The following is a 25,606-nucleotide window of genomic DNA, read 5'->3' on the forward strand; positions in this document are numbered from 1 at the left end:
CGGAGTGTTAAGGTTTATCGTCTGTTAATTCAAAGCCCCAGGTTTTTCCTTTTTCAGTTGCAGGAATACCGCTTGTCATCCATGCAGGTGCTTTATCACCTTTCAAATAATAATCAAAAAACTGCTGTTCGCGAATTTGAATGTCTTTACGATTTTGGCGTTGAACTAAATTGTGCGCTTCACCATTGTAATTTAACATCCAAACAGGTTTACCTAAACGACGTAGGCCAGTAAACATTTCAATTCCCTGATACCAAGGCACAGCACCATCTGCATCATTAGCCATAACCACAACTGGTGTATTTACTTTTGGAAACATGAAAAGAGGCGAATTCTCTATGTATAATTCAGGTTTTTCCCAAAGCGTTGCACCAATGCGGCTTTGCGTTTTTTCGTATTGGAACTGGCGGTTCATACCGCTTTCCCAACGAATACCACCGTAAGCCGATGTCATATTTACAACCGGTGCACCAGCCCAAGCTGCTGCATACATGTTATTTTGAGTAATTAAATAAGCAACTTGGTAACCGCCCCAACTTTGACCTTGAATACCAATTTTGCTTCCATCAACCCAACTGTTTTTCTTCAAATTTTCTACACCAGAATTGATAAATTCTACAGCAGATTGGCCGGGATAACCTTTTGTATAAGTAATATCTGGGGCAAAAACCAAATAACCATTGCTTACAAAAAATGAAATATTTAATCTAGATGGGGTAGGTGCAGGTGCCTGGTAAGTGTATAATCCATCAGATAATTTTTCATAGAAGTAAACAATCATCGGGTATTTTTTCGATGGATCAAAATTTTCAGGTTTATATAAAATTCCTTCTGATGAATAACCTTTTGGCGTTGTCCATTTTACCAATTCTGCAGTTCCCCAATTGTAATTTGCTTGCTGAGGATTTGTACTGGTTAATTTTGTTTCTGTTTTAAAATCGGTAGTTACGTAAACATCATTTGAGGCTACATAATTTCCCTTATCAAAAATATAAACATCAGCATCTTTGGCTTTCAACAGATTTGAATATTTCACTTTTCCCATTACAACCAAGTCAGGATTTTTAACCGTTCCAACATTTTTACGATAAAAGCCATTTTCTTTGGTTACCGTGTTAAAACCATCTAACCAAACCAATTCATTTGCTTTTACAAATTTTGTATCTGCACCACGCTCAAAACGATTGTCTTGTTGGGTTCTCTCATATCTTAAAGTGATTTTATTATCGCGACCAAAGTTGTTGGTAATGTTTTTGGCTGCCGATTTACCATCTGGAGAGAACGACCAGATATCGTATCTATCATAAATTAAAACCGCTTTATCATCTTCAGTCCAAGTGGCAATTCCGTATGATTTTGGTGTATCAGGAACATCGTTTTCTTCATCGGCAAATTTAATATTCATGCCTTCGTTTAACTGTGTAATTTTAGCCGAAGCAACATTGTAGGTGAACCAATTGGAAGTATTTTCATCAAAATAAATTACATAATTTCCAGCTGGCGAAGGCATGGCATTGCCGTTTAATTTTTCGATAATCTTTTTACGCTGACCGGTTTTTGTATCAACCAGATAATAATCTTTTAAAGTTGAACCGCTCCATTGAGATTCAATTCTGCGGCCAAAATCTGTGGATGCTAAAACAAAATTTGCATCACCATCACTAACCATATTCGCATCAGGCAAACTTAAATCAGTTAAAGGGATAACTTTAGGGTCGCTGCTAAAAACATCAATAACTGCTAAGTAACTTCTTTTGCTATCTCTATCTGCATTTTTAAGTTGCATTGGTTGCAAATAATCATCTTTATAATTCCAAACATCAACTTTAGCCACTTCAAAATCTACAATGGTGGTATCTTTTGGTTTCTTAATTGGTGCAATGCCAAAGAACAATTTTTTGCTGTCTTTACTAAATGAAACCCTGCCTTCGCCGCTAACCGACCAGTTTGCTGGCAAGCCGGGCATGTCATAATCAACAATGGTTTGGGCTGTATCTAGAGTTAAAGAATTGTAATAAACATTGTAATTTTTAATTTCTTTCTTTTCCGGATCTTGTTCGCCAACAAATGCCACATGTTCGCTTTCATCATCAAAGGTGAAACCTTTAAAAGTTCCTTTTCCTTTAACCAAAGTTTTTAATATACCTTTTTCAGTGTTCAAAAGATAAACACCCTGTGGAGCAGTTTTGTCTTTTTTAGAACCACTGCATGCAAAAACCAATTGCTTTCCGTCTTTGCTGAAGGTGTAGTCCGTAACATATTTATATGTTTTATCAATGCCTGTTAAAAGATTTTTAACAATCAGATCTGTGCCTTCTTCCTTTTTTGGACCTACAGCAGGTTCATCATCAGCAAAATCAGTTTCATTATCTTTTTTTGGTGCCGTTGCAGGTGTTTTTTTAGCGGTATCTAATTTATCTAACTGATAGGCTAGGTATCCGAAACCTGTTTCAGGCATTTTGAACGACTTTACTCTGGCAACTTTAGTTACTGAATTACTTGCTAAATTGGCGATGCCTAAAGTATCTTTCGGTAAAGCATCTGGCTTAGTTTTCTTAATTTTTAGTTGCCTTAAATCCTTATAAAAAGGTTTTATTAAAAATGCTGCAAATTTAGAATCATTGCTAAACTGTCCCGCTGAAGCACGAGCAACAGTAAGTTTCGAATTTGTTTTTAAGTTGGTAATGTATAATGTTGCATCACCCTCTTGCTGCAATACGCTGTAGAGAGACATTTGACCATTATTTGATAATTGCTTTGTGCCAATAGCTTCCCAAGAATCATAAACTTTATGATCTAATGATTTTTTCTGAGCATAGGCAAGATTTACAACGAAAAACAGAATAATTGTTAGTCTTTTTTGCATTTTAGGAATAGATTAATTTTTTGGTTAAGATTCAATTTATAAAAATTGCAAATTTTTATCTTATTAGAAAGAATGTATGCCAAATATTACAAGATTTTAATGTTTTATTTAGTTTTTAAAAGAAAAAACCTGAATATTTTAAAAACATTCAGGTTTTTTCCTTGATTTTATTCTTAATTTGAATTAAAACTATTTTTTACCTTTTGTAGGTAATTGCTGTTGTTGCTGACGCATATAATCATCCAAACGTTGTTGGAATTTAGATTTCTTCTTTTTCTCGTCTGCAGGTCTTGCTTTGTTTTGTTGAATTAGAGCATGAATTTTATCATCATCAACCATTTTACGAATTAAGAATTGCTGTCCAAATGTCATTAAGTTAGCTAAGAAATAATAATAATTTAACCCTGATGGATAACTATTTAATACACCTAAGAAAATTACAGGCATGATGTAGCCAATGTATTTCATTTGGCCTGTAGCTCCCGAAACCTGGTTATTAAAATAAGTCATAATTAATGTAGAGATAGTCATCAATACACACATTAAACTCAAGTGGTCGCCAATAAAAGGTATTTTAACACCAAAACGGATAAATTCATCGTAGGTTGATAAATCTGTCATCCAAAGGAAACTCTCTTGTCTTAATTCGAATAGGTTAGGGAAGAAGAAGAAAAAAGCCATTACTAATGGTAACTGCAGTACCATTGGTAAACAACCCCCAAGCGGATTTACACCTGCTTTTTTATATAGTTTTAAATATTCCTGTTGAACAAGCGTTGGGTTATCTTCGCCAACTTTAGCTTTAATCTCGTCCATTTCAGGTTTTAACACCCTCATTTTAGCCATCGATAAATATGACTTATAAGTTAAAGGAGACAACGCCAGTTTTAATAAAATGGTAAGTGCAAAAATGATTAGACCATAATTCCAACCAAATCCATTAAGGAAATTAAATACTGGCAATACGATGAAACGGTTAACATACTTCAAAGGCCAGTAACCCATATCTACTTGTTGTTCTAAATCATATCCTTGCGCCTTTAAAGCGGAGAATTTGTTTGTGCCGAAATAGAATTCCATTTGATAAGCTTGGTTTGCAAGGTGCGTGTAAGGCAATTGCATGTTTGCACCGTAGAATTTAATCTGACCAGGAGAAGTTGGGATTTTAACTTCCAAACTACCTTTTTCAAAAGCTTGTTTAGATATTAACGAGGCCGAGAAAAAATGCTGTTTAAATGAAATCCACAGGATTTTACCTTTAGACAATTCTTCTTTCTCATCTTTAGAAACACTTAGATGGTTTACATCACCATCTGCATATTTGTAATAAGGTGCAGAATAACGGTGTTCGCTTTCAATAGATTTTTCTTGCTGAAGCAAAGTCGCTTCCCAGTTTAAACCAACTGTATTACCAGAAATTATTTGTTGTAAACCAACCAAATTAACATTAAAAGCAACTTTATTACTCAATGCTTTTAAGTCATAGGTAAATTCTACATAAGCATTTGCACCATAATTGGCACGCATGTTTACTTGGTTTCCTACTTTGGTTGGTATAAAATATAAATCGTTTGTATTGATAACTTTTCCTGCAGCATTTAAGTTTAAACCAAACTTGTTTGCTTCTCCATTGAAAAGAATTAAAGGTTTGCCATCAAAAGTTTTCTGTCCTTTAATTTGTACCGATAAAATTTTACCGCCTTTGTTTGTTAAGGTGATTAATAAATTTTCGTTTTCTAAAACTGTTTTAGCTTCAGTTCCGACAATAGCTGTCCCGAAAGGGCCTTTTAAAGCAAGCGAATCAACAACTGGTGCTGCTGGTGTAGCTTTTATTACCGTATCTTTTGGTGCAATAACTGCACCTGCTTTTTTTAGAGAATCTATTTTTTCAGTTTCTTTGGCTTTTTTTAGTTCCGCTTCACTTGGTCTGAAGAAGTAGAATGATCCGCCCAAGATGATCATAATCAGGAATAATCCTGTAAAGGTATTTCTATCCATTATTAATTTTTATGCTGCCGTTAATTTGTTTTCTTTTTAGCATACTCCATTGCAGCGGCCACAAATTTAACAAAAAGTGGGTGAGGATTTGCTACTGTTGATTTTAATTCAGGGTGGAATTGTCCGCCCACAAAAAAAGGATGATTTTTTAACTCAATAATCTCTACAAGACCAGATTCGGGGTTAATGCCTGAAGCAATCATACCTGCATTTTCATATTGCTTCAAATAATCGTTATTGAATTCATAACGATGACGGTGACGCTCGTTAATGTGTTGTTTACCATAAATAGAGAAGGCTTTTGTGCCTTTTTTAATGTCGCAAGGGTAAGAACCCAAGCGCATTGTACCGCCTTTATTGGTTATTTTTTTCTGCTCTTCCATCATGTTAATAACCGGATTTTCAGCATTTTCTTCGATTTCTACCGTGTGCGCATTTTTTAAGCCTAAAACATTTCTACCATATTCGATAACAGCGCACTGCATTCCTAAGCAAATTCCGAAGAAAGGTATATTATTTTCTCGAACGTATTTAATGGCATCAATTTTACCTTCAATACCTCTACTACCAAAACCTGGTGCTACTAAAACACCTTGTAAATGGCTAAGTTTTTCTTTAACATTATCAGGGAAAATACCTTCCGAATGGATGTATTCTACTCTAACTTTACATTCATTTTTCGAGCCTGCGTGTACAAAAGATTCGATAATAGATTTATAAGCATCAGGTAACTCCACATATTTACCAATCAAACCAATTTTCACATCGGCAGTTGGATTTTTTAAACGACCAAGAAAATCTTTCCAGCTTTCCATATCAGGTTCGTTTTTATTAGGAAGTTTTAATTTCGCTAAAACAGTTTTATCTAATTGTTCTTTTAACATCAGCAAGGGAACATCGTAAATTGTAGATGCATCCATTGATTCGATTACTGCATTGACGTTAACGTTACAAAAAAGTGCAATTTTTTTTCTGATATCTAAAGAAATATGATGTTCGGTGCGGCAAACCAAAATATCGGGTTGAATTCCGTATTCTAGTAATGCTTTAACCGAGTGCTGAGTTGGCTTAGTTTTTAATTCGCCAGCTGCTGCTAAATACGGAACAAGCGTTAAGTGAATTACGATAGCATTACTACTGCCTTGTTCCCATTTAAACTGACGAACAGCTTCGATAAAAGGTAAAGACTCAATATCGCCAACAGTACCACCAAGTTCAGTAATTACGATGTCGTAATCGCCACTTTCACCCAAAATACGCATATTACGTTTAATTTCATCGGTAATGTGAGGTACAACCTGAACCGTTTTGCCTAAATATTCACCTTTACGCTCTTTATTAATAACGTTTTGATAAATTCGACCGGTAGTTATGTTGTTTGCCTGAGACGTTGGTACGTTAAGAAAACGTTCGTAATGCCCCAAATCTAAATCTGTTTCAGCTCCATCTTCGGTAACAAAGCATTCGCCATGTTCATAAGGATTTAAAGTTCCTGGGTCGATATTAATGTACGGATCAAATTTTTGGATGGTTACACGATAACCTCGTGCCTGTAAAAGTTTAGCTAAAGAAGCGGAGATGATGCCCTTACCCAAAGAGGAAGTAACACCGCCCGTAACAAAAATATACTTAGTCATGTTTCTGAATTTATGCAACAAAGGCAAATAAATGTTGCTTTTTGTACGGGGTACAAAGGTAGTAAAATTACCCGTTTGCACAGAAATAAAACTAGGTAATTTTAAAAATGATAATGTTGTGTGATTGAGGAAATTAGTTCAAAATCTATCCTATGTTGTTTCTTTTGTAAAGTAACTGCAGTAAATTTTATTAATGCTAATCCCGTTTTTCGCTAAATCTTTTTGTTGAATGTTTTTGCTGAAATGGAAGTTGATGCACCAAAAAGGATATCACTTCAACCGGGTTTAATTAACTCAATTCGGTGCTATTTACTTCCGTTGCAGTTTGCCAAATCAATAGGTTTTAAATAGTTTCTTTAATTTATCTATTCGCCTTTTATTCTCTTGTTGCAGCAATGATGGATACAAGTTCATTAATATGTTTACAACCATTAATATTAATGCTAACAAAAAATAGCCATTAAAAACTTTAACGATTGCAAAAATGGCTGCAGCTATAAAAGCAATTAGATGATTAATTTCAGCAAAAGTCATTTCCTTTCTTAAATGCTCCAATTCTGTAAGTTCAATTTTCCTTTTCATTTTTAAATTGGGGTTGAAAAATTTGAAGAATGTATTTTTTACAATCCATTTTATTATACCAATTCCAATTAATTTGTTCAGTTTGGAGTTTTTAATGAAATTAATATTGGTTAAATGCTTTTGGTAAAAAGCTGTTTCCTTTAAAAAAGCATTTACAACCATACCAATAATCCAAGAAATAAAAGTTAGCGAGATGCTTAATATTATATAACGTGTCACAGCAAATGAAGACTTATTATGAACAATAACTTAACAGCATTTATAATAAATTTTAACTTTCTGTTCTTTTTCGCTCCAGGCTATATAAAGGTTATCTTCTTTACCCAAACGATATTTAAAACCGTTTAAGCCCGATTTCTTTAATTCTTCATAAAGCGCCTTATCCGGTGTATTATTATCAGCCTTATCATCAGGCATTACAGCTGGTTCTAAAAAATTATCGTCGCTAAAAAAATTGCTCGTTATAGTTTTAAGAAAGATGATCTGGTCTTTTTGTTTTGATAAATCAATATTAGGATCGGTATTTCCAACCAAGTCTGTTCCCTTTAATTTTGTGTTATATATCTCTTTACCATCAGCATTTTTGATGGTAAAGTGTAGCATCATTTCTTCAGGCTTTCTGCCAATAAGTTCAATTTTAAAGGTATCTAAAGTTTTAAGGCTCGAAAAAGATTTGTTTATGCTAGAATTAACATTTTTAAATTCGATGGAATCGGATTCGGTTTTGCTATTATTTGTACAGGCAGTAACTATCGAAACAGAAACTAGAAAGAGAAAGCATAATTTTTTCATAGTAAAATTGAAATATCTCCTAAAATAATAAATTTTGCAGATCAAGTCTGTACAGAAGGATATTTATTTAGTCACACAGTTGTATATCTTGATCATATTCCTAATATTTTATCAACAGTTCCAATTAAAAAAGAAACAAAAATATTTTCTTACTCTAATTTCAAAGCTTTTAGCAGCTTGTTAAGCTTTTCAAGGTCTTCAGGCGTATCTATGGCGACTGTTTCCAGATCAGTAACTTTGGTTTGAATGTAAAAACCATTTTCAATCCATCGCAATTGCTCTAGGCTTTCTGCTATTTCTAATGATGAAGGCGGAAGTTTGGTAATGGCTTTAAGCGATTCTGTTCTATATCCGTAAATGCCTATGTGTTTATAAAATTTGTGCTTTTCTGCCCAAACACCAGGTTCACCATTTCTAATAAAAGGAATAGGACTGCGACTAAAATACATTGCTCTACCATTTACATCGATTACAACTTTCGGACTATTTGGATTGTAAATGCTTTCCTGACTTTCGATAGGCTTAATCAGCGTTGCCAACTGAACCTTTGCTTCTGTAAAACAGCTTACCAATAAATCAATTTGGGCCGGTTCTATAAATGGTTCATCACCCTGAATATTAATAACAATATCAAAATCAGGCAGTTGCTCAATAACTTCTGCGCATCGATCGGTTCCACTTTGATGATGAGATGCTGTCATAACAAACTCACCACCGAATCTTTTTACTTCATCTGCAATTCGCTTATCATCGGTAGCAACAACTACCTTCGATAAACTTTTAGCCTTTGATGCTTGTTCATAAACCCGTTGAATCATGGTTTTGCCAGCAATGTCAACCAATGGTTTGCCAGGGAATCGGGTGGAGGCGAAGCGTGCTGGAATGATTCCAATAATTTTTGAATCTCCAAAAGTTAAATTAGAACCGCTTATTTTATCCATAAATTTTATATGCTACAAACGCAAAAATTAATGAAATGAGGATATAAGAAATTGGATGAGCAAAATTTAGCGTCCATCCTAAAGCTTCAATTTGCTTCGGGACAATAAATCTTGAATCTTTTCTGTTGCAGTAAAAGATCCCCCATTTCCAATTTTCAGGATTATCGTATTGAAAATCTTTTTTCATTTTGCCTTAAAATAAGCCATTAATTTCAGCTTCAATGGATTGAATTACGGTACCTAAATCTTCAGGATTATTTGTAAAATCTAATTTATCCTTATCTAGAATTAATAGCTTACCTAAATCATAGCCTTTAATCCAGGCTTCATATTTTTCATTTAATTTAGAAAGATAATCTATTCTAATACCAGCCTCATATTCTCGGCCGCGTCTCTGAATATTATTTACTAAAGTTGGAACTGAAGCACGCAAGTAAACCAATAAATCAGGAGGTTTAATAAACGATGTAATATTATCAAAAATAGCACGATAATTATCATGGTCACGAGTAGTCATTAATGCCATATCATGCAAATTATCAGCAAAAATATGCGCATCTTCATAAATCGTTCTATCTTGAATTACATTTCTTTTATTTGTTTCAATCTCTGTAATTTGCTGAAAACGGCTGTTTAAGAAATAAATTTGAAGATTAAAACTCCAACGTTTCATATCACTATAAAAATCTTCCAAATAAGGATTGTTGTCCACAGCTTCATACAAAGCTTCCCATCCATAATTCTTTGCCAATAAACCTGTTAATGTGGTTTTACCAGCGCCTATATTTCCTACGATTGCTATGTGCATATTCTTTTATGTACGATGTGAGATGGAAAAAGGAGGATGTAATCCGCCTTGCTACTCAAATCTATTAAAATTATTAAAAACTTTTAAACCCGATTAAACTTCGTACTTCTCTTATCGTTTTCTGTGCACTTTCACGAGCCTTTAAAGCACCATGTTTAGCAACTTGTCTCAAATAAGAATCATCTTTTGCTATATCATGAATACGTTCACGCATTGGTTCAGTTGCAATAATCATATCTTCTGCTAATTGCTTTTTAAAATCACCATACCGAATTTGCATTTTATTATACAAATCATCAAAATGTTGATGCGTATCGGCACTAGAAACAACTTTCATTAAATCAAAAAGATTTTGAATAGGCTCGGGTTTTGGTTGGTTCTCTTCTGTTGGGCCACCATCACTAACTGCTCTCATTACTTTCTTACGAATGGTTTCTGGATCATCCGATAAATAAACCGCATTTGCTTCACCTTCCGATTTTCCCATTTTTCCTTTACCATCTAATCCTGGTACTTTTACAAGTTTTTCAGTAAAACTAAAAGCATAGGGTTCAGGGAAATATTCGGTATTATATAATCTATTGAAACGATTACCAAACGTACGAGCCATTTCTAAATGTTGCTCTTGGTCTTTTCCAACCGGCACTTTCGTTGCTTTATGAATCAAAATATCAGCGGTCATTAAAACGGGATAAGTTAATAAACCTGCATTAACATTATCAGGATTAGAACGAACCTTATCTTTAAACGATGTACTGCGTTCAAGTTCGCCCATGTAAGCATTCATATTAAGGTATAAATATAATTCCGCTATTTCAGGGACATCACTTTGTATATAAATGGTGCTATTTTCTGGGTCAATTCCACTTGCTAAATATTCTACCAAAACATGTTTAATATTTCCGTGTAAGTCTGCAGGGGTAGGGTGGGTTGTTAATGAGTGTAAATCGGCAATAAAAAAGTAGCAGTTATAATCATTTTGCATTTGTACAAAGTTTTTTACTGCGCCATAATAATTACCTAAATGTAATTTTCCTGTAGAGCGAATGCCGCTCACCACTGTTTCTTTCATAATTGCACGAAATTAAAAATAAATTGCTTGTAAAGGGTACTATACATTCAAATTTATATTATAGATTTTTTGGCGAGCGATTGCAACAGGGTTTTGGTTAAAGTAGTCACGCAAACTCTTCCTGTTTGGCAGATGCTCTACTAGTCCTAAAACAAGGCTCTCGACTCAATATTATCGGTTTAAACTAATTCTTTTTGCGAAAATATTTAAGGTTAAATATCAAACTCCGATAATAATCAGGCAAATCGAAATACAGAAATTAAATATTATCACGCTATTTTATATTTTTGAAAGTTATGATAAAACTTTTAAGACAAATGCATAGGATATGGTATCTCTTTTGGATATTTTTTTTCTTTTTTCTCTTTTATCCATTATACCTGCTTACCTCCCGTAATCCGAAATATTATGGCTTATTGAATTTCTTTAGAAAAGCCAACAGCTTTATTTGCAGCTTATTTTCAGGCGTATTTTTCAGTTATAAGTTTGAGGAAAAGCTTGAGGCTAAGCAAACATATATTTACTGCGCAAATCATACCTCAAACCTCGATATAATGATATTATGCATCTTAGCCAAAGGCAAATATCATTTTATGGGAAAGGATGAATTGTTGAACAATCCTGTGTTAGGTATTTTTTTTAAAACGATAGATATTTCGGTAAATCGGGAAAGTAAAATTTCAGCTTTTAGAGCTTTTAAAAAAGCAGGAGAAAATTTGGAAAAAGGTATGAGCTTAATTATTTTTCCTGAAGGTAAAATTGATGACCACTATCCGCCAAAACTAGGTGAGTTTAAAAACGGACCTTTTCGTTTAGCGATTGATAAAAATATACCATTAGTTCCGGTAAGTATTACAAATGTTTGGAAAATAAATTGGGATGATGGTAGTAAGTATGGAAGTAAGCCTGGAATTTGCGATATTTACATTCACAAACCTATTGATACTTCAGGATTGACCGATGATGATACTGATGATTTGAAGAATAAGGTTTTTAAATTAATTGATAGTAAATTAATATAGTATGAATTTAGACTCAAAAACCATTCATAAAATAGCGGATTTAGCAAGAATTCATATAGATGAAAAAGAAGTAGAAACACTTATCCCTGAAATGAATAAAATTCTATCTTTTATGGAAAAGTTAAATGAATTAGACACTTCAGAAGTTAAGCCCTTGGTTTATATGAACGAATCAACAAATATTTGGCGTGAAGATGTTGTTAAGCAAGAAATTTCTACGGTAGATGCCTTAAAGAATGCAGCAAAGCATAGCGAACAGTTTTTTATGGTTCCTAAAATTATTGAAAAATAATATTAATAGCTTAATTACAGTTATTTAGTTAATCAAGCTGTTTAAGGTTGATTTTATAAATTTTCAACTCCTTGTAACATCTATAATGTTTTCCTTGTCTAAAAAATAAAAACTATGTCGCAACCGCTTATCACAATTAAGGAAATTGGTCGTAAATACGTTATCGGTACCGAAGTAATACATGCTTTAAAATCAGTTAGTTTAGATATAAACAAAGGTGAGTTTGTGGCATTAATGGGGCCTTCTGGTTCAGGTAAATCTACCTTGATGAATATTTTAGGTTGCCTGGATACACCTTCAAGTGGAACTTATGTTTTGAACGGTACTGATGTTAGTCACATGACAGATGATGCGCTTGCTGAAGTTCGTAATCAGGAAATTGGTTTTGTTTTTCAAACATTTAATCTTTTACCACGCTCAACTTCTTTAGATAATGTTGCTTTACCGTTAATTTATGCTGGTAACAGTAAGAAAGATAGAGATGCCAGGGCTAAAAAAGCTTTGGAAAACGTTGGTTTAGGCAATCGTATGGATCATAAACCAAATGAATTATCAGGAGGACAACGCCAACGTGTAGCAGTTGCAAGAGCATTGATAAATGATCCTTCAATTATTTTAGCTGATGAGCCAACGGGTAATCTTGACACCAAAACTTCAGTTGAAATTATGGGCTTGCTGGAAGAAATTCATAGTAAAGGAAACACTATTATTTTAGTTACGCATGAAGAAGATATCGCTTTACATGCACATCGTATAGTACGCATGCGTGATGGATTAATTGAAAGCGATCATGCAAATACTAATATTAAATCTGTTTCACCTCGTTTAGCCGCTTTAAATGAAAGTGGAAGCGACTGGGAAAAAATGGATTAATTTTTTAAAATAATTCCCACAGTTATAACAAAATAAATCCTCCGTTAAGGGGATTATCAAACTATGAAAATCTATACCAAAACCGGTGACAAAGGACAAACATCGTTAATAGGAGGAACAAGAGTTGCTAAAAGCCATTTAAGGATTGAAACTTATGGAACCGTTGATGAATTAAATTCGTATATCGGTTTGATTATGTGTCAGGAAATTAATCCTCACTATCAAAAATTATTAAAAGAGATTCAGGACAGGTTATTTACAATTGGTTCTTCTTTAGCAGCCGACCCAGAAAAATCTAACATGAAAATTCCTGACTTGCACGATGAAGATATCACTTTATTAGAAAAGGAGATGGATGCCATGAATGAAGAATTGCCTGCTTTAAAGCATTTTGTGCTACCAGGCGGTAATACAACAGTTTCGTATTGCCATATTGCTCGTTGTGTGTGCAGAAGAGCTGAAAGATTAAGTGTTGAATTGGCCGCAAGTAGTTTTGTTGAAGATAAAGTAACCGTTTATTTAAACCGTTTAAGTGACTATTTATTTGTTTTAGCCAGGAAACTTAACCTCGATTTTGGAACTGAAGAAAACATTTGGATTCCACGAATTTAATAGTGGAAAAATAAGTTTGTTTTGCTCAAAAATTTTAATATACTTTGCGCATTATTAAGAATAAGAATTTAATTGAATTGAAGATATGTATTGGACACTAGAATTAGCTTCCCACCTGGAAGACGCACCATGGCCTGCAACAAAAGATGAGTTAATCGATTATGGCATCCGTTCAGGTGCTCCTGTAGAAGTTATTGAAAATTTGCAGGCATTGGAAGATGATGGCGAGCCTTATGAAACCATAGAGGAAATTTGGCCTGATTATCCAACTAAAGAAGATTTCTTCTTTAATGAAGATGAATATTAATTAAAAACTTAAAACTCCCGACAAAAAATCGGGAGTTTTTTTGACTCTAAATTTCTTCGTAGTTGCTTTAGAATGAATATTAAGCTAGTTTTTTAAAAATATTTTACATTTTTTAAACAAAACAAGAATTATGTGTGTTAATACTTCAACATTTTAACTTACTAAAAAATTAACACAATGGGAAATTTATTGTATTTGGTCGCAGTAGTATTGGTTATACTCTGGTTGATTGGTTTTGTATTCCACGGCTTTGGCGATGTGGGTAATATCATCCATGTTTTATTGGTTATTGCGATTATTGCAATTTTACTAAAAGTTATAGGCAGGGCAACATAGAATATATCGATTAAACTTTCTTTTGTTTCAAGATTAATATTAAAAACAAAGGAAGAAAAGAGGAGTTTTTTAATTAAAACTCCTTTTTTTGCGTTTAATTTTTGAGAAGAAGTTCAGCAAGTTCCAGGTCGATTGGATAAGTAATTTTAATATTATTTCTTTCGCCTTCTACAATGTTAATTTCGTAACCAGCTAATTCTACTACACTTGCATCATCAGTAAAATGAGTAGAAAACTCTTGTTTATAAGATTCTTTAAGTATTTTCAAACTAAAAGTTTGTGGTGTTTGTACTAAATAAATCTCGTTTCTACTTAGCGCATTTGTTTTATTATCTCTTAACATTCTAACACTGTCGCTAGATTGTACAGCGGCAATCACATTTCCTATTGTTTCTGCTTGCTTAAAACCTTTATCAATCAGTTCCTTTGAAATTAAAGGACGAACAGCATCGTGAATAGCAACTATGCTTTCTTCATTGATTGTTTCAATAGCATTTTTTACAGAATAGAAGCGTTCTGTTCCGCCATTAATAATCTGATGTGGAATACGAAAGTTAAATTCTTCACAAAGTCTAAGCCAGTATGCTTGCTGTTCCTTATTTAAAACTAATAAAATTTTAGGTTGTGAATCGCTTTGTGCAAAAGCTTTTATGGTGTGCATCAAAACCGGAAGATTTTTTAGCAATAGAAATTGTTTTGGGGTTTCAGTCTGCATTCGATTTCCCGAACCTCCTGCTACAATTACAGCGTAGTATTTCATTTTTGAGTATCAAGATTAAAGCATCAAGTATCAAGCTAAGCGTCTTGATACTTGATGCTAATTACTCAAATTTATATAATTAGCATGGCATCACCATAACTATAAAATTTATATTTTTCTTTAACCGCAACTTCATAAGCATTCATTACGTTTTCGTAACCGCCAAATGCGCTAACCATCATCAAAAGGGTAGATTCTGGTGTGTGAAAATTGGTAATCATTGAATTGGCAATGTTAAACTCGTAAGGAGGGAAGATAAATTTACTTGTCCAATCGTTCGCAGATTTTAACGTTCTATTTGCGGATACTGCAGATTCGATTGCACGCATAGAAGTTGTTCCGACAGCACAAATTTTTCTTTTCTCTTCTAAAGCTTTATTTACAATATTAGCATCTTTTTGTTCGATGATAAATTGTTCAGAATCCATTTTGTGTTTGGTCAAATCTTCAACCTCAACAGTTCTAAAAGTTCCTAAACCCACGTGTAAAGTTACTTCAGCAAATTCTACACCTTTTAGTTCAAGGCGTTTCATTAACTCACGACTAAAGTGTAAGCCCGCTGTTGGTGCAGCAACAGCGCCTTCGTGTTTAGCAAAAATCGTTTGATAACGCTCTTTATCTTCAGCTGTAGCTTTGCGTTTAATGTATTTAGGAAGTGGTGTTTCCCCTAAAATCTCAACATTTCTTCTGAATTCTTCATCCGTTCCTTCGAATAAAAAGCGAATTGTACGGCCACGAGAAGTTGTATTGTCTACTACTTCAGCAACAAGTAAATCATCATCGCCAAAATATAATTTGTTTCCTACACGGATTTTACGTGCGGGGTCTACTAAAACATCCCATAAACGTAATTCTTTATTTAATTCGCGAAGCAGGAAAACTTCGATTGTTGCACCAGTTTTTTCTTTATTGCCGTATAAACGTGCAGGAAAAACTTTTGTGTTATTTAATATCATTACGTCCTTGTCATCGAAATAACCTAAAACGTCTTTGAAAATTTTATGTTCAATTTTACCACTGTCTTTATGCAAAACCATTAAACGTGCTTCATCGCGTTGTTCAGCAGGATTGTTGGCAATTAATGATTCGGGTAAATTGAATTTGAATTGTGATAATTTCATTCTTGATGAATTTTTTGAGGTGCAAAAATACGAATTTAATTTTTATTTTTATTATTTTAACCAACGCATTTTGTATTAAAAGGTATTTTAATTACTTATTTAATAAAAAAAACAGTAATAATAACCAATTTGATATTTCAATAGATAAATTTATTTAGTTTTGATAATGACCTGTAACCTTTTTGAACTCTTTGTGTCTAATCCATAATTATGATAATTTTCAGGCTAATCGGCGAAAGTTTTCGTTTTGCATTTGATGCATTACGCCAAAACAAATTACGTACCATGTTATCTCTTTTAGCGATAACCATCGGTATTTTTGTAATCATCTTCGTATTTTCCGGAGTTGATACTTTTCGAGGTAAATTGCAGGCAAGTGTTGATAAATTAGGTTCAAACACAATTTATATTCAAAAATGGCCATGGAGTTTTGGCGATAATTACCCTTGGTGGAAATACGCAAATCGTCCTCAGCCATCCGTAAGAGATTTTGAATCATTAAAAGAGCGTATGGGAAATGCTGATGGCATCACGTTTGAAATATCTACAGGAAACAGAACAATTAAGTATAGAAGTGGGTCAGTTGAAGGGATTTCTGTATCAGCAGCTTCTCAGGATTTTAATAAAACCTGGAATTTTGAATTGCAATCTGGTCGTTATTTTACCGAAAATGAAAGCAACAATGGTACACCCGTATGTTTGATAGGTGCTGAAATAGCGGAAGGATTGTTTGGTAATGATGAACCTGTTGGTAAACAAGTGCAGGTTTTAGGAAGAAGGGTAACGGTTATTGGCGTTTTTGTGAAAGAGGGAGAAGATATGTTAGGTACTTCTTTAGATAAAAGCGTAAATATTCCGATAAATTTTGCCAAAGGGATTTTAGATGTTCAAAATGAGCGCTACAATCCACAAATTACGGTTCGCGGCTCTGATAACGTATCATTAGAAGAGGTAGAAAGCGAACTTAAAGGAATAATGAGGTCGATACATCGCTTAAGACCAAACCAGGAAGATGATTTTGCTTTGAATAAAACGACTATTTTATCTAACCAATTAAATAAAATGTTCGACGTTGTTAACATAGCTGGTTGGGTTATTGGTGGATTTTCAATTCTAGTTGGAGGCTTCAGTATTGCCAATATTATGTTCGTATCCGTAAAAGAGCGTACAAATATAATCGGCATACAAAAATCTTTAGGTGCTAAAAGGTATTTTATATTGCTTCAATTTATATTTGAAGCCATTTCACTTTGTATTTTGGGAGGGATACTTGGTTTGATGCTTGTATATCTGCTTGCTCTAGTTATCGGTGCCGTAACTGATTTTCACATTATATTGGGTGTAAATAATATTGTTTTGGGTATCGGTATTTCAGTTGTTATTGGAACAATATCAGGTTTCTGGCCAGCATATTCAGCTTCTAGATTAGACCCAGTTGAAGCGATTAGAAGTTAAAAGCGTATCTCTTAATTCATAATAAAAAACCTTTCATTAAAATTAATTAATAAAAGGTTTTATTATGTATTTCAGTAATTTATTAGCTTAATTTGCCTAATGCCTCTTTTATTCGTCTCAAAGCTTCAACTAAACTCTCATCTGATGCAGCGTAAGATAAACGGATATAGTTGTTGTTACCAAAAGAATCGCCGCCAACTGTAGCAACATGTCCAACATTTAAAAGATAAAGCGCTAAATCAGACGAATCTTTAATCACATTTCCATCTGCATCTTTTTTTCCAAAAAATGAACTGATTTCAGGGAAGAAATAAAAAGCACCATCAGGAAGATTTGTTTTCATACCTGGAATTTCATTTAAAAGATTGTAAACCAATTCTCTACGGCGCAAAAATGCTTCTTTCATTTCTAAAACGCTTTCCAAACCTTGCTCATAAGCAACAATTCCTGCTCTTTGCGCAATAGAACAAGTTCCTGATGTTGTTTGGCCTTGTAATTTATCATTTGCTGCCGCAATTTCTTTGTTTGCAGCAATGTAGCCTAATCTCCAACCTGTCATTGCAAACGCTTTAGAAAAACCATTTACCACAATTACCCGGTCTTTAATGCTTTCAAATTGAGCAATAGATTCATGTTTATCAACAAAATTAATATGCTCATAAATTTCATCAGAAAGGATATAAATATTTGGATGTTTCTCAAAAACCTCTACCAAGGCAGCCAATTCATCTTTGCTATAAACAGATCCTGTTGGATTACACGGCGATGAAAACATAAACAATTTTGATTTCGGCGTTATTGCAGCTTCTAATTGTTCTGGAGTAATTTTAAAATTGCTTTCGATATCTGTATCAATAAAAACAGATTTACCTTCTGCTAAAACCACCATTTCCGAGTATGAAACCCAATATGGTGTTGGAATTATAACTTCATCATCAGGATCTATAAGGGTTAAAATTACGTTCGATAAAGATTGTTTTGCTCCCGTAGAAACTACGATCTGAGAAATATCATAGTCTAGATTATTTTCTGTTTTGAGTTTATTAACGATGGCTTGACGTAAGTCAGGATATCCTGGAACAGGAGAGTAACGTGTAAAATTATCATCTAATGCTTTTTTTGCTGCATCTTTTACATGTTGTGGAGTATTAAAATCCGGTTCACCTACGCTTAAACTTATAATATTTATCCCTTTAGATGCCAATTCACGACCAAGTTTGGTCATTTTAAGGGTTGCAGATTCTGATAGATTGTTGATTCTTTTAGATAAGGTGTTCATGGTTAATTACTTTGAACGCAAATATATAAACCAAATATTATTCTGCACTAAAAAATGCATAGTTTTTATCATTTAATTTATGCTAATAAGCGTATTTTTGAAAAAAATATCTTTGTGACAGTTAAAAAGCGAGCAATAGTAATTTCATTAGTGGTAAGTGTTGTTTTAATGCTTGCAAAATTTGTAGCATACTTTATAACTGGTTCTAATGCTATTTTAACTGATGCCGCAGAAAGTATTGTTAATGTAATTGCAGGAAGTTTTGCCTTTTACAGCATATATCTTAGTACGCAGCCAAGAGATGAAAATCATCCTTACGGCCACGGGAAAGTAGAATTCTTTTCGGCATTTGTAGAAGGTATTCTTATTTTGATTGCCGGTGTTATCATCATTTTTAAATCTTCTTATAATTTAATTTACCCCCACGCGGTTGGTCAATTGTTAGAAGGTACTTTAATTATTGGGATAACCGGACTTATCAATATGATTGTTGGTTTATACCTTATTAATGTGGGTAGGGAGGAGCATTCTGTAACACTTCAGGCGGATGGGAAACATCTTTTAACTGATACTTATACCAGTGCTGCGATAGTTATTGGCTTAATATTAATTCAGCTTACAAATATTATTTGGTTTGATAGTTTGTTATCTGTTCTAGTTGGGTTTTACATTATTTATTCCGGTTATAAATTAACCAGAGGTTCTGTTGGTGGTTTAATGGATGAAAGCGATTTTACCCTAGTTGAGGAGGTTGTTGCTGTTTTACAAAAGAACCGCCATAAGCCATGGATTGATGTTCATAACTTACGTACACAACAATATGGCCCTGAATTTCATATTGATTGCCACGTAACTTTGCCTTATTATTTTGATTTAACTAAAGTTCATAAAGAAATTTCTCAAATTGATGAATTGATTAATAAAAGTGGTTTTAGAAAGGCTGAGCTATTTATTCATGCAGATCCTTGTTTACCAGAATGTTGTAACTATTGCCACATGAGCGATTGCCCAGTAAGGTCAGAAGCATTTAAAAAGGAGATAGTTTGGACACCAGATATTGTAATCAAAAACAAAAAACATTTCGAAAATGAGTTACTTTAACGTTAGAGTTTACGGTTTGCTCATCAATCAGCATAATGAGGTATTGGTAAGCGATGAACAGGAGTATGGCTTTCGCTTTAGTAAATTTCCTGGAGGTGGATTAGAGTTTGGAGAAGGTTTAATTGATGGTTTAAAGCGTGAATTTGTTGAAGAATGTAATGCTGATATTGATGTAGTTTCTCACTTTTATACTACGGATTTTTTTGAAAAATCATCATTTAACGATAGCCAGGTAATAAGTGTGTATTACTTAGTCAAAGAAAAAGCACCTCTTCAGCTTGCTTTCAAAACTGATGTTTATGATTTCGATGGTGATGGTGAGATTTTGCAAGCTTTTAGATGGGTAAACATAAATGATTTATCAATCGACAGCATCACCTTTAAAACAGATAAAACTGTTGCCAGGCTTTTAAAAGAAAAATTTGCCGTTGATGGACAATAAATTTCTCTATTATCTTAAACCTATTTTGCGGGTTATTATATTTATTATCTTCATTTTTCTTTGGTCAGTTCCGTTTAGTATAATTTTTCAGTTCGATATTTTTAAATTTTCGAATAATTTATTAAGTCAGCTTTTTTTTGAATTTGTAGCAATATTGATTGTTATTGGTGCTTTGTTTATGATTTTTCATATTTATCCAACCAGAAATTTTTCCACGATATTTATAAAAAGGAAAGCATTAATCCCATTTTTAAAAGGAAGTATGATTGGTTTTTTGTTAATTGGGCTTTGCGCAACAATTATGTATCTGTTAAATTCTGTACAATTTACTGCGACAAGAATACTTCCTTTACATATTGCCGGTTATTTGCTGTTTTTTATTTTAGTTGGTGTATTTGAAGAATTCACCTTCAGAAGTTTCCCTTTAGTTGTTTTCGCAGAACGCTATCTTGTTCCGGTTACGGTATTAAGTAATGGTATTTTATTTAGTTTAATTCATTTTACAAACCCTGGTTTTTCTGCATTGGCAATGACAAATATCACTTTATGTGGCATTTTATTTTCAATTATAACTTTGCAAAAAGGAAATATCTGGTGGGCGGTAGGTATTCATTTTGCTTGGAACTTTACCCAAGGAAATTTATTAGGATTTAAGGTTAGTGGTTTAGCCCAATCTGGTTTGTTGGCTGCTAAACCAATTGGTAACCTTATGTTTTCTGGTGGAACATTCGGTATAGAAGGCTCAGCAATTTGTACCATTATTTTAGTAATTTATATCATCTGGTTATTATTTAAGGAAAAAATAATGCCAGTAAAAGAAATAGAGGCAGTATGAGTTTAGTAGAAAGAGATAAAAAAGTAATCTGGCATCCATATACGCAAATGAAAAATGCTTTGCCGCACATACCAATTGTTAGAGGCGAAGGCGTTTATGTTTTTGATGATAATGGGAATAAATATATCGATGCTGTTTCTTCATGGTGGGTAAATATTCATGGTCACGCTCATCCACATATTGCGCAAAAGGTTTCAGAGCAATTAAGTGTTTTAGAGCACGTAATTTTTGCGGGCTTTACGCATGAACCAGCTGTTTTGCTTGCTGAAAGACTATTGCCGCTTTTGCCCGGAAAACAAGAAAAGGTATTCTATACCGATAATGGCTCCACAGCAGTTGAAGTTGCACTAAAAATGTGCCTGCAATATTGGGATAATAAACAAACACCCAAAAACAAAATTCTGGCTTTTAAAAATGCGTACCATGGCGATACATTTGGTGCCATGTCGGTTAGTGGTCGTAGCATTTTTACCGATGCTTTTAATAGTTTATTATTTGATGTAGAATTTATTGATTTACCCAATGCAGATAATATTGAAAGCATCAAAAAACAAATATCAGAACTAAAATCGGAAGCTGCCTGTTTCATTTTTGAACCATTAATTTTAGGCTCTGCAGGTATGCTGATGTACGAAGCCAAATATCTTGATGAACTGATTTTTACCTGTAAAGCGTCAAATATTTTAACCATTGCCGATGAAGTGATGACAGGTTTTGGTAGAACCGGAACTTATTTTGCCTGCGAAAAATTAAAAAATAGACCTGATATATTTTGCTTGAGTAAAGGCTTAACCGGCGGAACGATGCCTTTGGGTGTAACCACTTGTACGAATGAAATTTTCGAAGCTTTTTTAAGTGATGATAAACTAAAAACGCTTTATCACGGACATTCGTTTACAGCAAATCCTATTGCATGTGTGGCATCTTTAGCAAGTTTAGATATCTTATTAAAAGATGAAACATTACAGAACATAAAAAGAATAGAGGCGAAGCATGCTGTGTTTTTAAAAGAGATTAAATCGCACAATAAAGTTAAGGCAATTCGCCAAACCGGAACAATTATAGCTATTGAATGGGAGACCGGAAATGAAACATCCTATCTAAGCAATCTTCGGAATTTACTATATAACTACTTTTTAGATAAAGGAATTATATTGAGACCACTTGGAAATATCATCTATATACTTCCACCATATATAATTAGTAATGAAGATTTAGATTATGTCTATAGTTCAATTAAGAGTGCTTTGGACGAAGTCTAAGATTATTCTTCAATAAGATATTTTTGATAATAACGATTTCATAACTTGATACAAGTAGTAACATTACACCTGTATCTTAAATGCTACCAATTGTCAAGAAAATATGGAAATTTAGCAAAACGCTATCTGAATTAACCTAATGGCATTTTATTTAAATCCATATAAAGAATATTCCATCGTTGTCCGTCTAAATCAATAAAACCACAGCCGTACATCCAACCATCTTTGTAACCTGGTTGTCCGTATATCGAGCCACCAGCTTCTATAACTTTTTTAGCTATTTCGTCAACATCTTCTGCACTTTCAGCATCTATAGAAAGTAATACTTCAGCACCTGATGATTTTTCAGAAACTGATGTGCCTGCGAATGATTCATATACAGACTTTTTGAAAAGCATAATGATTAAGCCATTTTCGCCAACTATAAAAGATGCAGAATCTTCATTCGCACCATATTGGGTGTTGGGAGTGAAGCCTATTTTGGTAAAAAATTCTTTAGATTTATTTACATCTTCAACTGGTAGATTTATCCAAATTGTTTTTGTCATGATATTAATTTTATAAAAGTAAATATAGCCATATCATTAAATTAAATACGGTTTTTAATCACTTCAAGTATTTTAAAGATAAGCTTTTCGGTGCCACATTACAATATGATAATGTTAATGCATCTTCAATTAATTCTTTTTTTAACTTATTAAATTCAAAAATTGTCCATCCTTGCTTACCCCATGCACCATTTGCCGGGTATATGTTTTCAGAATCAAAACTGCAAAATACGGATTGATCTACAGGTGTAAGCTTTAATGATGCGGCACATTTTGAGCTGTTTAACGTAGCAAAAATCTTTTTATTCACCCTGAATGATATTTTTTCAAAGTGAGGTTGCTCCGTAGAATCATCAAATGAAAGTGCCAATTCTCTAAATTCTTTAATGGTTAACATGGCTATAATTTATATAGTTTCTGGGGATGTTGCTCGGCATGATTCAAAATCAAATTTAATATGTAGCTATTTGATTGATAAGTAGATAGATTCTCTTTAAACGGTTCGAAACCATCGTCTAAATAGTTTTTATCAGTAAAATAGCCCATACCATAAAATTTTCCTTTTTCTACAACAAGACAACTTAACTCTTCATCTTTTCTACCCTCATCAACTAAAGCAAAGCTAGGTTGCATGTTTTGTATATCCTCAAGTGCTGCGTTTAAACGTTTATTATAAATTGCTACGGTTTCAATCCCACTGCAAGCGCCAAAACATTGTCCGTTTTCATGTGCTGTGCATTTGGTAGCAGCCTTTTGTAAATAGCATAGCTTAGCACAAAGTTGATAAGTGTTTATTAAATGGTTTAAAAAATTATATCCTTCAAGAAGGTTATTAAAACTTTGTAACGGCTTGTTGTTCGTTTTATGCTTATCAATGGCCAGGCGTAAATAACCATTCTGACCTTCAAATACATACAAATCGTATTTATGTTCGTAGCGCTTCATAGCCCGGTTATTTTCTGGCCAAAGTCGTTTTATTTCATTGGCTTCTAAAATTAAAGCCATCAATTCTGTACCGCAAACTACATAATCTATGTTGTATATGTTTTTCAAAAAATCTTGACGCTGTCTGTTTGGTTTATTGCCTGTAAAATGACTTGTAACCCGTTTCTTTAGATCCTTTGCTTTTCCAACATAAATAATTTTGCCTTTATTATCTTTAAAATAATAAACCCCGGGTTGATTCGGTAGTCTGGTGACAGCAGCTTTATCCAAATGTGGCGGCAAAACTTGTTCTTTTGATGTTTTCTTTAGCATTTCAAAAATCACCCCATCTACATCATGTTGTTGTAGCAGATTGAAAAGTAAGCTTGTTGCATCTGCGTCGCCTGCAGCACGGTGTCTATTTTGAAGAGGAATTTGCAAAGTGCTACATAATTTCCCTAAGCTGTAAGAAACTTTTCCAGGGAAAACCTTTCTGCTCATTCTAACAGTACAAAGTTTTTTACATTGTAAATCGTATCCTGCAGCTGCTAAATGATATTTTAAAAAGGAATAATCGAAGTTAACATTATGGGCTACAAATACTTTACCATTTAGTAACTGATAGATTTGCAAAGCAACTTCCGCAAAAGTAGGTGCAGATTTTACCATTTCATTATCAATGCCGGTTAAAGCTGTAATGTAAATAGGAATATTAATTTGAGGATTAATTAAAGTGGAATATCGCTCCACAACTTCGTTGCCATCATGAATATTTATGGCAACTTCGGTAATGCCATTCGCCGAAGCATGGCCACCGGTGGTTTCTATATCTACAATTGCGTATAACATTCAATTAATTTGAATACAAATCTATACTAAAATAATTAGTAATGAAAATGTTCTTCACAAAATATTTATTACCTTAATTTATGTAGATATGGAAATATGTTTTGCTGAATCTTATCATTTCTATTGTTGCTAATAATGATAAACTTTTAATACAAATCAGGAAGACTTTTTTGTTTTTTCTAAAACTATTGGTAAACCACTGAAATAAAAAAAGCGACTAACGTATTAACGTAGTCGCCTTTTTTTATATGATTTGGATAATTAAAGCTTACTTAATAATTTACTTAAATTTGGCTTAATACCGATGGAAATTGGAACCGTATTGAAAACCCTGTTTTGAATTTTCGTGAAACCATACATATAACTCGCTTCAACAAATAAATTTGCGCCACCAATATTATACTCAATTCCGCCACCACCTTCAACAATTCCCATACCGTTATTCTTATTATCCATTGTAACCTGAAGTGTTTGTGCATTTACTCCTGCTTGAGGAGTTAACACAAAGCCACCCCCACCACCTGCGAATCCATAAAAGGCCCATTTATTAACTATTTTACGATAACCCAAAGCAACATTTAATAAATAAGTTGTTGCCCTTCCTTTCTGTAAAGTGTAAGTATAACCTGCATCTGGTGTAATCTGGTTAAATTCAAAAGCATGCAAACTAACTTTTGGATATAGAAATAATCCACCATTACCCAAGCCTAAATTTATGCCTAGTGATGTAGAAAATTTTGGCTTTAAATAATCTGCAGTTTCGCCGATCGGAAAAGCAAAACCTATTCCACTCATCGAATAAAGTTTATCTGGTCGCCCGGTTTGAGCATTTGCTTGTGTCGCTAATCCTAACATCAGTACGACTATCGGAGTAAGTAATTTTAGTTTCATA

The 25,606-nt window shown here is 33.5% G+C and carries 27 protein-coding genes; 11 read left to right on the plus strand and 16 right to left on the minus strand.

Annotation, left to right across the window (positions count from 1 at the left end; genetic code table 11):
- Positions 1-7: 7 nt before the first annotated feature.
- From IEV50_RS09695 to trpS, 9 genes are all read right to left on the minus strand, one after another.
- Positions 8-2,866 (minus strand): alpha/beta hydrolase family protein, encoded by a 2,859-nt coding sequence (locus IEV50_RS09695; RefSeq protein ID WP_188413524.1) that lies wholly within the window; start codon positions 2,864-2,866, stop codon positions 8-10.
- A gap of 189 nt (positions 2,867-3,055) precedes the next feature.
- Positions 3,056-4,864 carry a membrane protein insertase YidC gene (yidC, locus tag IEV50_RS09700; protein ID WP_188413526.1) on the minus strand — a complete coding sequence of 603 codons (1,809 nt, stop codon included), beginning with the start codon at positions 4,862-4,864 and terminating at the stop codon, positions 3,056-3,058.
- 20 nt (positions 4,865-4,884) lie between these two features.
- Positions 4,885-6,501, minus strand: coding sequence for a CTP synthase (pyrG, locus tag IEV50_RS09705; RefSeq protein ID WP_188413528.1), 1,617 nt, complete (start codon positions 6,499-6,501; stop codon positions 4,885-4,887).
- Between the two features lie 333 nt (positions 6,502-6,834).
- Positions 6,835-7,245: a glycosyl-4,4'-diaponeurosporenoate acyltransferase CrtO family protein gene (locus tag IEV50_RS09710; RefSeq protein ID WP_188413703.1), complete on the minus strand. Its 411-nt coding sequence runs from the start codon at positions 7,243-7,245 to the stop codon at positions 6,835-6,837.
- Positions 7,246-7,332: 87 nt separating this feature from the next.
- The gene (locus IEV50_RS09715) at positions 7,333-7,875 is read right to left on the minus strand and encodes a hypothetical protein (protein ID WP_188413530.1); all 543 of its coding nucleotides are present in this window, start codon (positions 7,873-7,875) and stop codon (positions 7,333-7,335) included.
- 149 nt (positions 7,876-8,024) lie between these two features.
- Positions 8,025-8,816 (minus strand): 3-deoxy-manno-octulosonate cytidylyltransferase, encoded by a 792-nt coding sequence (gene kdsB, locus IEV50_RS09720; protein ID WP_188413533.1) that lies wholly within the window; start codon positions 8,814-8,816, stop codon positions 8,025-8,027.
- Positions 8,809-9,003 carry a DUF5808 domain-containing protein gene (locus IEV50_RS09725; protein WP_188413535.1) on the minus strand — a complete coding sequence of 65 codons (195 nt, stop codon included), beginning with the start codon at positions 9,001-9,003 and terminating at the stop codon, positions 8,809-8,811. The genes kdsB and IEV50_RS09725 overlap by 8 nt, the downstream gene beginning before the upstream one ends.
- A 6-nt stretch (positions 9,004-9,009) precedes the next feature.
- Positions 9,010-9,624: a deoxynucleoside kinase gene (locus tag IEV50_RS09730; protein WP_188413541.1), complete on the minus strand. Its 615-nt coding sequence runs from the start codon at positions 9,622-9,624 to the stop codon at positions 9,010-9,012.
- Between the two features lie 73 nt (positions 9,625-9,697).
- Complete coding sequence (gene trpS / locus IEV50_RS09735; RefSeq protein WP_188413543.1) at positions 9,698-10,696, minus strand: tryptophan--tRNA ligase; 999 nt, start codon at positions 10,694-10,696, stop codon at positions 9,698-9,700.
- Positions 10,697-11,013: 317 nt separating this feature from the next.
- On the opposite strand from trpS, the gene IEV50_RS09740 reads away from it, so the two are divergent.
- The 6 genes from IEV50_RS09740 (at position 11,014) to IEV50_RS09765 (ending at position 14,138) form a co-directional block, all read left to right on the plus strand.
- Entirely contained in the window at positions 11,014-11,718 is a 705-nt protein-coding gene (locus IEV50_RS09740) for a lysophospholipid acyltransferase family protein (protein ID WP_308785477.1), read from the plus strand.
- A gap of 1 nt (position 11,719) precedes the next feature.
- Positions 11,720-12,010, plus strand: a complete 291-nt coding sequence (gene gatC / locus IEV50_RS09745; RefSeq protein ID WP_188413546.1) for an Asp-tRNA(Asn)/Glu-tRNA(Gln) amidotransferase subunit GatC — start codon at positions 11,720-11,722, stop codon at positions 12,008-12,010.
- A 114-nt stretch (positions 12,011-12,124) separates the two neighbouring features.
- Positions 12,125-12,883: an ABC transporter ATP-binding protein gene (locus IEV50_RS09750; protein ID WP_123206347.1), complete on the plus strand. Its 759-nt coding sequence runs from the start codon at positions 12,125-12,127 to the stop codon at positions 12,881-12,883.
- 63 nt (positions 12,884-12,946) lie between these two features.
- Entirely contained in the window at positions 12,947-13,495 is a 549-nt protein-coding gene (locus IEV50_RS09755; RefSeq protein WP_188413548.1) for a cob(I)yrinic acid a,c-diamide adenosyltransferase, read from the plus strand.
- A gap of 85 nt (positions 13,496-13,580) precedes the next feature.
- Positions 13,581-13,802 carry a DUF2795 domain-containing protein gene (locus IEV50_RS09760; protein WP_010603503.1) on the plus strand — a complete coding sequence of 74 codons (222 nt, stop codon included), beginning with the start codon at positions 13,581-13,583 and terminating at the stop codon, positions 13,800-13,802.
- A gap of 177 nt (positions 13,803-13,979) precedes the next feature.
- Positions 13,980-14,138, plus strand: a complete 159-nt coding sequence (locus IEV50_RS09765; RefSeq protein ID WP_188413550.1) for a lmo0937 family membrane protein — start codon at positions 13,980-13,982, stop codon at positions 14,136-14,138.
- A 94-nt stretch (positions 14,139-14,232) separates the two neighbouring features.
- On the opposite strand, the gene IEV50_RS09770 is transcribed toward IEV50_RS09765, so the two are convergent.
- On the minus strand, positions 14,233-14,898 hold the full coding sequence (locus tag IEV50_RS09770; RefSeq protein ID WP_188413552.1) for a 2-C-methyl-D-erythritol 4-phosphate cytidylyltransferase: 666 nt from the start codon (positions 14,896-14,898) through the stop codon (positions 14,233-14,235).
- Between the two features lie 71 nt (positions 14,899-14,969).
- A complete protein-coding gene (queA, locus tag IEV50_RS09775; protein ID WP_123206343.1) occupies positions 14,970-16,019 on the minus strand; it encodes a tRNA preQ1(34) S-adenosylmethionine ribosyltransferase-isomerase QueA in 1,050 nt (349 codons plus the stop codon).
- A 210-nt stretch (positions 16,020-16,229) separates the two neighbouring features.
- On the opposite strand from queA, the gene IEV50_RS09780 reads away from it, so the two are divergent.
- Complete coding sequence (locus IEV50_RS09780) at positions 16,230-17,474, plus strand: ABC transporter permease (RefSeq protein ID WP_188413554.1); 1,245 nt, start codon at positions 16,230-16,232, stop codon at positions 17,472-17,474.
- An 82-nt stretch (positions 17,475-17,556) separates the two neighbouring features.
- Here the strand turns inward: IEV50_RS09780 and IEV50_RS09785 are convergent, their stop codons facing one another.
- Complete coding sequence (locus IEV50_RS09785) at positions 17,557-18,753, minus strand: pyridoxal phosphate-dependent aminotransferase (protein ID WP_188413556.1); 1,197 nt, start codon at positions 18,751-18,753, stop codon at positions 17,557-17,559.
- 114 nt (positions 18,754-18,867) lie between these two features.
- Between IEV50_RS09785 and IEV50_RS09790 the strand changes: the two genes are divergently transcribed.
- The 4 genes from IEV50_RS09790 (at position 18,868) to bioA (ending at position 22,393) form a co-directional block, all read left to right on the plus strand.
- Positions 18,868-19,854 carry a cation diffusion facilitator family transporter gene (locus IEV50_RS09790; protein WP_188413558.1) on the plus strand — a complete coding sequence of 329 codons (987 nt, stop codon included), beginning with the start codon at positions 18,868-18,870 and terminating at the stop codon, positions 19,852-19,854.
- Entirely contained in the window at positions 19,841-20,296 is a 456-nt protein-coding gene (locus IEV50_RS09795; RefSeq protein WP_188413560.1) for an NUDIX domain-containing protein, read from the plus strand. Before IEV50_RS09790 ends, IEV50_RS09795 begins: the two co-directional genes overlap by 14 nt.
- Positions 20,297-20,597: 301 nt before the next feature.
- Positions 20,598-21,131: a CPBP family intramembrane glutamic endopeptidase gene (locus IEV50_RS09800; protein WP_188413562.1), complete on the plus strand. Its 534-nt coding sequence runs from the start codon at positions 20,598-20,600 to the stop codon at positions 21,129-21,131.
- Entirely contained in the window at positions 21,128-22,393 is a 1,266-nt protein-coding gene (gene bioA, locus IEV50_RS09805) for an adenosylmethionine--8-amino-7-oxononanoate transaminase (RefSeq protein WP_188413564.1), read from the plus strand. Before IEV50_RS09800 ends, bioA begins: the two co-directional genes overlap by 4 nt.
- Positions 22,394-22,524: 131 nt before the next feature.
- Here the strand turns inward: bioA and IEV50_RS09810 are convergent, their stop codons facing one another.
- The 4 genes from IEV50_RS09810 to IEV50_RS09825 form a co-directional block, all read right to left on the minus strand.
- The gene (locus tag IEV50_RS09810) at positions 22,525-22,941 is read right to left on the minus strand and encodes a VOC family protein (protein ID WP_188413566.1); all 417 of its coding nucleotides are present in this window, start codon (positions 22,939-22,941) and stop codon (positions 22,525-22,527) included.
- Positions 22,942-22,999: 58 nt separating this feature from the next.
- Positions 23,000-23,338, minus strand: coding sequence for an MmcQ/YjbR family DNA-binding protein (locus IEV50_RS09815; protein ID WP_188413568.1), 339 nt, complete (start codon positions 23,336-23,338; stop codon positions 23,000-23,002).
- A 2-nt stretch (positions 23,339-23,340) separates the two neighbouring features.
- A complete protein-coding gene (locus tag IEV50_RS09820) occupies positions 23,341-24,714 on the minus strand; it encodes an exonuclease domain-containing protein (RefSeq protein WP_188413570.1) in 1,374 nt (457 codons plus the stop codon).
- A gap of 261 nt (positions 24,715-24,975) precedes the next feature.
- Entirely contained in the window at positions 24,976-25,605 is a 630-nt protein-coding gene (locus tag IEV50_RS09825) for a hypothetical protein (protein ID WP_188413572.1), read from the minus strand.
- Between the last annotated feature and the right edge of the window lies 1 nt (position 25,606).

It is taken from the genome of Pedobacter mendelii (genome assembly GCF_014635725.1).
Classification (GTDB): Bacteria; Bacteroidota; Bacteroidia; order Sphingobacteriales; family Sphingobacteriaceae; genus Pedobacter; species Pedobacter mendelii.